Source organism: Lactobacillus sp. C449L, from assembly GCF_059900815.1.
In genome coordinates this window covers 1-409 of record NZ_JBWXGA010000396.1, presented here as the reverse complement: position 1 = coordinate 409, position 409 = coordinate 1, and the positions used below count along the sequence as shown (strand labels likewise).

General features: G+C 57.7%; 1 protein-coding gene. It reads right to left on the bottom strand.

From position 1 onward, the window contains the following. Positions 1-167: 167 nt before the first annotated feature. A partial coding sequence (locus tag AC2JF9_RS09960) for a hypothetical protein (protein WP_500727448.1) occupies positions 168-409 on the bottom strand: 242 nt, incomplete at its 5' end.

The following is a 409-nucleotide window of genomic DNA, read 5'->3' as shown; positions in this document are numbered from 1 at the left end:
CTCTGGCATCGGGCGCAGTAGAGGCGGACGTGGGTTGTGGTTTCTGCCTTCCATGCGTGGTTGAGCACATCAGCATGACCGCCGGTCAGCTCGCACCACGCCTTCCTAAGTCTTGATGTAATCATTGCGCTTACCCCTCCGCGCATAAGGCAATTTATGGCCCTTGGTTAACCGGCCTTAACCGGCAGAGGAGCGGACGCCCATTCGTTCATCAACTCGATCCGGTTGAGACAATCGCGGATATTGTCGATGTGCTCTTGCTTGTCCCGCTGGAACGGATCGTGGGCGACCATCACGACCGCATCGGCCAAGTTCTTCCAGAGTTCTACACGCCGCGCATTGGCCGCGTTCCGGCGCTCGATCGCCTCAACTGTCGTGTCGCTATCTGTCGTCATGTTCTCTCCTGTTC